The organism is Massilia glaciei (assembly GCF_003011895.2).
Taxonomy (GTDB): domain Bacteria; phylum Pseudomonadota; class Gammaproteobacteria; order Burkholderiales; family Burkholderiaceae_D; genus Telluria_A; species Telluria_A glaciei.
Genome location: NZ_PXWF02000094.1, coordinates 1 through 9,021, shown reverse-complemented (window position 1 = coordinate 9,021; position 9,021 = coordinate 1). Strand labels below are relative to the sequence as shown.

The following is a 9,021-nucleotide window of genomic DNA, read 5'->3' as shown; positions in this document are numbered from 1 at the left end:
TGGCGACGCCGCAGACGGCGACCCAGAACGCGGCGCGCGAGACCAACCGCTACGCCGTGCCGGCCCCGGCGCTGGCCTCGCCGTCGAAGTCGCACAGCTACGCGCTGCAGCGCGCCCAGCCGCAGCCGGTCGCGCCGCCGCGCCCCGACCTGATGGTGTCGGCGGCGATCCGCCAGGCCATGGTCGCGCGCGTGGCCAGGCAGGGCGTGGCCGACCAGCGGGTGCTCGCCGCGCTGCTGGCGGTGCCGCGCCACGGCTTCATCGAGCCGGCGCTGTCGGCCCAGGCCTATATCGACGCCTCGCTGCCGATCGGGCACCACCAGACCATCTCCCAGCCCTACATCGTGGCGCGCATGATCGAAATCATGCGCAACGGGCGCGAGATGGACAGCGTACTCGAGATCGGCACCGGCTGCGGCTACCAGGCGGCGGTGCTCGCCCGCGTCGCGCGGCAGGTCTATTCGATCGAACGCATCAAGCCGCTGCACGAGCTGGCCAAGGCCAACCTGCGCCCCCTGCGCATCGCCAATCTGCGCTTGCAGTACGGAGATGGTATGCTTGGCCTGCCGCAAGCGGCGCCGTTCGACGGCATCATCCTGGCCGCGGCCGGGCTCGAAGTGCCGCCGGCGCTGCTCGAGCAGCTCGCCGTCGGCGGGCGCCTGGTGGCCCCGGTGGGCGCGCAGAACCAGCGCCTGCAACTGATCACGCGCACCGGCAAGGCCGACTGGCGCAGCGAAACGCTCGAGGCCTGCCATTTCGTGCCGCTGCGCCCTGGCACGAGCTGAGCCGATCGCGCAAAAACACACAGAATATGAGAATGAAACAAAAAAGCCACCTATTCCTGCTCACCATTTCCTGCGCGCTGCTCGGCGCCTGCACCAGCGCGCTGCGCCAGGCCCCCGTGGTCGAGCGCGGCGTCCGGCCCGCCGCCGCCGCCACCGCCGCCGCGGCGAGCGCCCCGCGCCAGTCGGACGACCCCCACCTGTACACCGTCAAGAAGGGCGACACGCTGTTGCGCATCGCGCTCGACTTCGGCCAGAACTACCGCGACATCGTGTCCTGGAACAGCCTGGCCGACCCCGACGACATCCTGGTCGACCAGGTGCTGCGGGTCGGCCCGCCCGAGAAGGCCGCGGCGCAGGGCGCGCAGGCGGCGCAGCCGGCGCAGGGGGTCCAGACCATGGCCGTGTCGATGCCGCCGGCCGAGGCGCGCGCGCCGGCGCCGCCGAAAAAGACCATGCCGCGCGCCGACAAGCGCATCTACACCGACGGCGCGCTGGCCGAGATGCAAAGAAGCGAGGGCGGCGCCAGGGCGCCCGAGCCCGCGCGCGCCTTGGCGCCGCCGGTGGCGGCGCCGGCCGCGCCGCAGGTGGCCGCGCCCGCGCCCGCCGCCGAGGCCGAAAAGCTCAGCTGGATGTGGCCTTCCGAGGGCAGGGTCGTGGCCGCCTTCGACGAGGGCAAGAACAAGGGCATCGACATCGCCGGCAGGGCCGGCCAGCAGGTGCTGGCCGCCGGCGCCGGCAAAGTCATGTACGCGGGCAGCGGCATTCGCGGTTATGGTAATCTGGTGATTGTGAAGCACAGCAACAGCTTGCTGTCGGCATACGCCCACAATCGCAGTATCATGGTCAAGGAGGGCCAGAGCGTCACCAAGGGGGAGAAAATCGCCGAGATGGGCGATTCCGACGCCGATTCCGTCAAACTGCATTTCGAGATCCGCCAGCAGGGAAAGCCGGTCGACCCATCGAGATTCCTGCCCAACCGCTAAGGTCCGCCCGCACGCATGCGGCGGACCTCGCCCAACCCGCAGAAGAAGCGCCCATGAAACACTCGCCGGACCAAGCCGAAGATGATTCCGCCCAGGATGATTCAGTCCAGGACGATTCCGCCCGGGATGATTTCCCGGACGAGCCGATGGACGGGGAGGTCATCGACGCCGACGGCGGCCCCGGCCGCCTGGCCGCCGGGGCCGTCCTCGACACCGTCGACGAGCTCAAAAAGGTGCTCGCCGCCGAGCTCTCGACCGACACCACCCAGCACTACCTGAACCAGATCGGCATGCGCGCGCTGCTGACGGCGCCGCAGGAGGTCCATTACGCGACCCTGGCCAAGGCCGGCGACTTCCCGGCGCGCCAGACCATGATCGAGCACAACCTGCGGCTGGTGGTCTCGATCGCCAAGCACTACATCAACCGCGGCGTGGTCCTGCTCGACATGATCGAGGAGGGCAACATCGGCCTGATGCGCGCGATCGACAAGTTCGAGCCCGAACGCGGCTTCCGCTTCTCGACCTACGCGACCTGGTGGATCCGCCAGAGCATCGAGCGCGCCATCATGAACCAGGCGCGCACGGTGCGCCTGCCGGTGCACATGGTGCGCGAGCTGAACCAGATCTTGCGCGCCAAATACCACCTCGAGGCCCAGCACCACGACGGCAAGGACGCCTGCGCCGAGGACATCGCGCACCTGGTCGGGCGCCCGGTCGAGGAGGTGCAGGACATCCTGGCGTTGTCCGAGCACGCGACCTCGCTCGACGCCCCGCTCGACAACGACCCCCAGTCGAGCCTGATGGACATGCTGCCCGGCGACGCCGGCGACGGCCCCGACGCGCGCGCCGAGCACCACGAGATGACGGTGCTGGTGCGCGACTGGCTCACCAAGCTGCCCGACAAACAGCGGGTGGTGATCGTGCGCCGTTTCGGCCTCGACAACGACGACCCGGCCACGCTCGAGACGCTGGCCGAGGAGATGGGCGTCACCCGCGAGCGCGTGCGCCAGATCCAGCAGGAGGCGCTCGTCAAGCTCAAGCGGGCCATGGCCGCCCGTGGCGTGGTGCGCGATTCCTTGCTATGATGCGCCCGGGCCGGGGTCGGCCGGAACCGGCCCGGCCCGCGGCGCCCCAAGCCCTCCCTTTTCCGTGCCGCCGCGCGCCGCGCCGCGCGCCCCCCATTTTTGACTATTGACGCCATGCCAGAGAACATCATCGACATCAAATCCCTCGACATGGACGCGCGCGGCGTCGGCCACCTCGTCAACGACGACGGCAGCCAGGGCAAGGTCGTCTTCGTCGAGGGCGCGCTGCCGGGCGAGCGGGTGAGCTTTGTGTCGTTCAAGAAGAAGAAGAACTGGGAGGCCGCGCGCATGACGGCGCTGCACAAGCCGTCGTCGATGCGGGTCGATCCCAAGTGCCCGCATTTCGACAATTGCGGAGGCTGCTCGATGCAGCACCTCGAGCCCTCGGCCCAGGTCGCCATGAAGCAGCGCGTGCTCGAGGACAACCTCTGGCACATCAGCAAGGTCAAGGCGCAAACCATCATGCGCCCGATGCACGGCCCGACCTGGGGCTACCGCTACCGCGCGCGCCTGTCGGTGCGCCACGTGGCCAAGAAGGGCGCGGTGCTGGTCGGCTTCCACGAGAAGCGCTCGGCCTTCGTGGCCGACATGAGCGACTGCAAGATATTGCCGCCGCACGTGGCGGCGATGCTGCTGCCGCTGCGCGCGCTGGTCGGGGCGCTGTCGATCTACGACCAGATGCCGCAGATCGAGGTGGCCGTCGGCGAGGACACCACGGCGATGGTGCTGCGCATCATGGCGCCCCTGAGCGGGGCCGACGAGGCCCTGCTGCGCGCCTTCGCCGACCAGTGGAACATCCAGTGGTGGCTCCAGACCAAGGGCCCCGAGACGGCCGCGCCGTTCTACCCGCTCGGGCGCGAGCTGGCCTACACGCTGCCCGAGTTCGGCGTGCGCATGCCGTTCAAGCCGGTCGACTTCACCCAGGTCAACCACCACATCAACCGGGTGCTGGTGGGCGCCGCGCTGCGCCTGCTCGACGTGCAAAAGCACGAGCGCGTGGCCGACCTGTTCTGCGGCATCGGCAACTTCACGCTGCCGCTGGCGACCCGCGCGCGCGAGGTGGTCGGCATCGAGGGCAGCGCCGCGCTGACCGCGCGCGCGCGCGACAACGCGCTCGCCAACGGCCTGGCCGCCACCACCTCGTTCTCGACGCGCAACCTGTTCGAGGTCGGCAGCGACGACCTGCTGGCGCTGGGCAGGTTCGACCGCATGCTGATCGACCCGCCGCGCGACGGCGCGATGGCGCTGTGCGAGGCGCTCGCCGGCCTGCGCGCGGCGCACGCCGAAATGCTGCCCCAGCGCATCGTCTACGTCTCGTGCAGCCCGTCGACGCTGGCGCGCGACGCCGGCATCCTGACCCACCAGGCCGGCTATGTGCTGCGCAAGGCCGGCGTGGTCAACATGTTTCCGCACACCTCGCACGTGGAATCGATGGCGGTGTTCGACTTGCCGGGTCCGGCCGAGGCGGCCGCCATCGCCGCCACGCAGGCCATCGCCGCCACGCAGGCCGCCGCCGCCGCGCAGGCCGCCTGAGAGGCTGAGAGTCTTTCGATCATGCCCGCTCAGCACGCCAGAAAGCGCCAGTTCGTCGTTGCAAATGCTCGCCATAGCCCGCTATGGCTGTGCTTTGCGCCTCGATCTGCCGCTTTCTGGCGGGCTGCTCGGACACGCCCGAAAAACTCTCAGCCTCTGAGCCGCGCCGCTCCCAGCGCCACGCGCTTGGCCGCCCCGGCAAGCGCGTTTTTTGACGCCCGGATTTTGCATTGTGGATTTATTGATATCGAATAAACGGCGTGGAGCATCCGGCGGGCACTGGACCGATCAAGGCAATTCTTGCCCATCCGCTCCAGACCAGGGGGCACCATGCAACTGCGCCCACTCACGGGCCTGGGCGCCCCCCGACCTCGGCGCCGGGCTCGTCAATTTCAAGGCCGGCAGCGCGGCCGGACGTAAAAAAAGCCGACCCGCGGGTCGGCTTTTTGCTGCGCGCGGCGAAGGTCAGTCGTTGGTGGACGAGCCGCCCAGGCCGAGCAGGCTGAGCAGATGGCTGAAGATCACGTACAGGTCGAGGTAGATGCTCAGCGTCGCCTTGATGTAGTTGGTCTCGCCGCCGTTGACGACCTGCTGCACGTTGTAGAGCAGGAAGGCCGAGAAGATCCCGATCGCGCAGACCGAAATGAGGATCCACAACATCGGCATGCCGAGCACGAAATTGGCCAGGCTGGCCAGGATCAGCACCACGGCGCCGGCCGTGAGCCACTTGGCCATGCCCGAGAAGTCGGTCTTGCTGACGGTGGCGATCGAGGCCATCACGGCGAACACGGCGGCGGTGCCGCCGAAGGCGGTCATGATCAGCATGCCGCCGTTGCCGTAGCCGAGGGTGCGCCCGATCAGCGGCGTGAGCATCAGGCCGAGGATGAAGGTGAAGCCGAGCAGCACGAACACGCCGGCGCCCGAGTTTTTGGTCTTTTCGACGGCGTAATAGGCGCCGTAGATCACGGCCATGAAGAACAGGAAGCCGAAAATGCCCCTTGGTACGGGAATTTGCATGGCCACGCCGAGGAACGCGCCGAACACGGTCGGGATCAGCGACAGCGCGAGCAGCCAGTAGGTGTTGCGCAATACCTTGTTGCGCGCGGCGAGGGCGCCGGCGCCAAGGTCGTAGGGATTGTTGATAATTGTGCTCATGTGGCCTCCGGTGGATGGGTTACGCGAAAAGCATAGCACAGCTGTAAGTTGGCGTGCAAAGAGGGCCCCAAACCGGCCCCCAAACCGGCCGTGAAACCCCGGCCCGGCGCCGGCGCGCGGGCGGCGCGGCCAGGGCGGGTGCGCAAACTCCGTCAAAAAAGGGTGTTGTATGGTAAAATCGAAGGTTGATTGAGTCCCACTACTCGACATTAAACCTTTCTTTTTATTGGAGTTTTTACAAATGGCAATCGAACGCACCCTGTCGATCATCAAACCAGATGCAGTAGCAAAAAACGTCATCGGCCAAATCTACAGCCGCTTTGAGGGCGCAGGCCTGAAAGTGGTCGCCGCCCGCATGACGCACCTGTCGCGCGCCGAGGCCGAAGGCTTCTACGCCGTGCACGCTGCCCGTCCTTTCTTCAAGGACCTGGTCGACTTCATGATCTCCGGCCCGGTCATGGTCCAGGCGCTCGAAGGCGAGAACGCGATCGCCGTCCACCGTGACCTGATGGGCGCGACGGACCCGAAAAAGGCCGAAAAAGGCACGATCCGCGCCGATTTCGCCGATTCGATCGACGCCAACGCGGTCCACGGCTCCGACGCCGCCGAGACCGCGGCGGTCGAGATCGCCTACTACTTCCCAGCCCTGAACGTGTACTCGCGTTAATTGCCGGTGGCCGGCCCCGGCCGGCTTGCAAGCTCCGGCCTGGAAGCTCCGGCCTGGAATCTCTTGAACCGCGCGCCCGGCCCATTGGGCGCGCGGGGCACGGAGGCGGCGCCCCGGCGCGATGCCGGATGCGGCGCCGAGATGTAATGCCGAGATGTAATGCCGAATGCATGCTGAAATGTAATGCTGTAATGCAATTAAAATGCAATAAGATGCACCTAATTCACTGAGAACCCTATGACGACCCTCACCAACCTGCTGGACTTCGATCCCGCGCAACTGGTCGCTTATTGCGCCGAGTTGGGTGAGAAGCCGTTCCGTGCCAAGCAATTGCAACGCTGGATCCACCAGTTCGGCGCCCGCGACTTCGACACCATGACCGACCTGGCCAAGTCGCTGCGCGACAAGCTGGCCACGCGCGCCGAGATCCGCGCGCCGGCCACCATCAGCGACCACACCTCGACCGACGGCACGCGCAAGTGGCTGGTCGACGTCGGCAACGGCAACGCCGTCGAAACCGTGTTCATCCCCGAGGAGAACCGCGGCACCCTGTGCATCTCGACCCAGGCCGGGTGCGCCGTCAACTGCCGCTTCTGCTCGACCGGCAAGCAGGGCTTCAACCGCAACCTGACGGTGGCCGAGATCATCGGCCAGCTCTGGATGGCCGAGTTCGAACTGCGCCGCACCAAGGGCGTCGAGCCCGGCCCCAAGGGCGAGCGCCAGATCACCAACGTGGTCATGATGGGCATGGGCGAGCCGCTGCTCAACTACGAGCCGACCGCGACCGCCCTCAAGCTCATGCTCGACGACAACGCCTACGGCCTGTCGCGCCGCCGCGTCACGCTCTCGACCTCGGGCGTGGTGCCGATGATCGACAAGCTCTCGCAGGACGTGCCGGTGGCGCTGGCGGTGTCGCTGCACGCGTCCAACGACGCGCTGCGCGAGAGCCTGATCCCGCTCAATAAAAAATACCCGCTGCGCGAGCTGATGGCCGCCTGCCGGCGCTATCTCGCGTTCGCGCCGCGCGACTTCATCACGTTCGAATACTGCATGCTCGACGGCGTCAACGACAGCGACGAGCACGCGCGCGAGCTGCTGGCGCTGGTCCAGGACCGCGAGACCGGGGTCTCGTGCAAGTTCAACCTGATCCCGTTCAACCCGTTCCCCGAGTCCGGGCTGCTGCGCTCGAACAACCCGCGCATCAAGGCGTTCGCGCAGGTGCTGATCGACGGCGGGCTGGTGACAACGATACGCAAAACGCGCGGCGACGACATCGACGCCGCTTGTGGCCAACTGGCCGGTGAAGTGCAGGACCGCACACGGGTCCAGGAACGGATGGAGAAAATGGCTGAATACAAAACCAAGTTCGGGCCCGATTTCGGCCGCATCGTGGAGATCCCGTCGTGAGCGCGCGCGGCGTGGACCGGCGCGGCGGCGCCCGCGCCGCCGGGCGCTGGGCGGCGCGGCTGGGTGCTTGCGCGCTGGCCGCCTCGCTGCTCGCCTGCGGCACCGGGGCCGGCATGGGTGGCGGCATGGATGGCGGCAGCCGCGCCGAGCTCAAGACCCTGTCCGACCAGACCACGGCCGAAAAGCGCGCCAACATCTGGCTGCAGCTGGCGATCGGCTACTACCAGAACAAGCAATACGCGACCGCGCTCGACGAGATCAAGAAGGCGCTCGGCGCCAACCCCGAATTCGCCGACGCCTACGGCATGCGCGCGCTGATCTACACGGCGATGGGCAACCAGCTGGCGCTGGCCGACGAGAACTACCAGAAGGCGCTGCGGCTGGCGCCGGCCGACCCCGAGATCAGCAACAACTACGGCTCCTTCCTGTGCCAGAACGGGCGGGCGCAGCAGGCCATGGCGTACTTCGACGTGGCCCTCAAGGACCCGCGCTACCGCTCGCCGATCAACGCGCTGCTCAACGCCGGCAACTGCAGCCTCAAGCTTAACAAGCCCGACCTGGCCGAGCGCTATCTGCTCGACGCGCTGCGCCTCGACGCCGAGCTGCCGGCCATCAGCGCCGGCCTGGCGCGGGTCTATTACGAACGGCGCGATTACACGCGCGCCGGATTTTTCATGAGCCGCCTGAAGGCGAACGCGAAGCTCGAGACGCTGCCGGCCGACCTGCTGTGGCTCGGGATCCGGATCGAGCGCAAGCTCGGCGACAACGCCGCCGAGACCAGCATGGCCACCCAGCTGCGCCGGCGCCACGCCGGGTCGCCGGAGTACGCCGCGTACACGCGCGGCGCATTTGATGAGTGAGACAGGAACAACAATGAGTTCAGAGTTGGTAGAACAACCGGCAATGCCGGGCGGTGGCAACCAGACGGTACCCGGCAAGATCCTCGCCGCCCAGCGTGAAACCATGGGCTGGTCGGTCGAGCAGGTGGCAGACCAGCTCAAGCTGGCCACGCGCCAGGTGGTCGCGCTCGAGGCGGGCGACCACGCCTCGCTGCCCGGCCCGGCCGTGGTGCGCGGCTTCGTGCGCGCCTACGCCAAGGTCGTCAAGCTCGACGCGGCGCCGCTGGTGGCCATGATCGCGCTCGACGCGCCCGCGCCCAACGACGCCACCAATACCACGGTGCGGCGCGACAAGCCGGCCGCGTTCTCCGAGGTGCGCTTCCCGACCAACGGCAAACGCAAGGGCATGCCGCTCGGCGCGCTCGCGCTCGGCGCCGGCGTGCTGCTGGCCGCCGCCGGCATGGCCTGGCAGTTCGGCCTGCTGCCTGCCGGCCTGTCCGACGGCGCGCCGGCGGCGCCGGGCGCGCCGCAGACGAGCACCCTGCCGTCGCCCGTGGCGCCGGAGGC

9 protein-coding genes are annotated in these 9,021 nt (G+C 67.9%); 8 read left to right on the top strand and 1 reads right to left on the bottom strand.

Annotation, left to right across the window (positions count from 1 at the left end; translation table 11 throughout):
* The 4 genes from C7C56_RS07210 to rlmD all read left to right on the top strand — a co-directional run.
* On the top strand, nucleotides 1-785 hold a 785-nt coding region (locus tag C7C56_RS07210; protein ID WP_106756782.1), incomplete at its 5' end, for a protein-L-isoaspartate(D-aspartate) O-methyltransferase.
* Between the two features lie 32 nt (nucleotides 786-817).
* The gene (locus tag C7C56_RS07205) at nucleotides 818-1,768 is read left to right on the top strand and encodes a peptidoglycan DD-metalloendopeptidase family protein (RefSeq protein WP_106756781.1); all 951 of its coding nucleotides are present in this window, start codon (nucleotides 818-820) and stop codon (nucleotides 1,766-1,768) included.
* A 53-nt stretch (nucleotides 1,769-1,821) separates the two neighbouring features.
* The gene (gene rpoS / locus C7C56_RS07200) at nucleotides 1,822-2,853 is read left to right on the top strand and encodes an RNA polymerase sigma factor RpoS (protein WP_106756780.1); all 1,032 of its coding nucleotides are present in this window, start codon (nucleotides 1,822-1,824) and stop codon (nucleotides 2,851-2,853) included.
* Between the two features lie 114 nt (nucleotides 2,854-2,967).
* Nucleotides 2,968-4,386, top strand: a complete 1,419-nt coding sequence (rlmD, locus tag C7C56_RS07195) for a 23S rRNA (uracil(1939)-C(5))-methyltransferase RlmD (protein ID WP_106756779.1) — start codon at nucleotides 2,968-2,970, stop codon at nucleotides 4,384-4,386.
* A 465-nt stretch (nucleotides 4,387-4,851) separates the two neighbouring features.
* Here rlmD and C7C56_RS07190 read toward each other — a convergent pair whose 3' ends face one another.
* Nucleotides 4,852-5,541, bottom strand: coding sequence for a Bax inhibitor-1 family protein (locus tag C7C56_RS07190; RefSeq protein WP_106756778.1), 690 nt, complete (start codon nucleotides 5,539-5,541; stop codon nucleotides 4,852-4,854).
* A gap of 241 nt (nucleotides 5,542-5,782) precedes the next feature.
* Between C7C56_RS07190 and ndk the strand changes: the two genes are divergently transcribed.
* The 4 genes from ndk to C7C56_RS07170 form a co-directional block, all read left to right on the top strand.
* Entirely contained in the window at nucleotides 5,783-6,208 is a 426-nt protein-coding gene (gene ndk / locus C7C56_RS07185) for a nucleoside-diphosphate kinase (protein ID WP_106756777.1), read from the top strand.
* A gap of 237 nt (nucleotides 6,209-6,445) precedes the next feature.
* On the top strand, nucleotides 6,446-7,615 hold the full coding sequence (gene rlmN / locus C7C56_RS07180; RefSeq protein ID WP_106756776.1) for a dual-specificity RNA methyltransferase RlmN: 1,170 nt from the start codon (nucleotides 6,446-6,448) through the stop codon (nucleotides 7,613-7,615).
* The gene (gene pilW, locus C7C56_RS07175) at nucleotides 7,612-8,475 is read left to right on the top strand and encodes a type IV pilus biogenesis/stability protein PilW (protein WP_229458320.1); all 864 of its coding nucleotides are present in this window, start codon (nucleotides 7,612-7,614) and stop codon (nucleotides 8,473-8,475) included. The genes rlmN and pilW overlap by 4 nt, the downstream gene beginning before the upstream one ends.
* A 13-nt stretch (nucleotides 8,476-8,488) precedes the next feature.
* Nucleotides 8,489-9,021 (top strand): helix-turn-helix domain-containing protein (locus tag C7C56_RS07170; RefSeq protein WP_181373055.1); only part of this gene is annotated, 533 nt, incomplete at its 3' end.

Coding starts and splice junctions, on each gene's coding strand:
- C7C56_RS07205 (WP_106756781.1), top strand. CDS start 818: ATGAAACAAAAAAGCCACCTATTCCTGCTCACCATTTCCTGCGCGCTG.
- rpoS (WP_106756780.1), top strand. CDS start 1,822: ATGAAACACTCGCCGGACCAAGCCGAAGATGATTCCGCCCAGGATGAT.
- rlmD (WP_106756779.1), top strand. CDS start 2,968: ATGCCAGAGAACATCATCGACATCAAATCCCTCGACATGGACGCGCGC.
- C7C56_RS07190 (WP_106756778.1), bottom strand. CDS start 5,541: ATGAGCACAATTATCAACAATCCCTACGACCTTGGCGCCGGCGCCCTC.
- ndk (WP_106756777.1), top strand. CDS start 5,783: ATGGCAATCGAACGCACCCTGTCGATCATCAAACCAGATGCAGTAGCA.
- rlmN (WP_106756776.1), top strand. CDS start 6,446: ATGACGACCCTCACCAACCTGCTGGACTTCGATCCCGCGCAACTGGTC.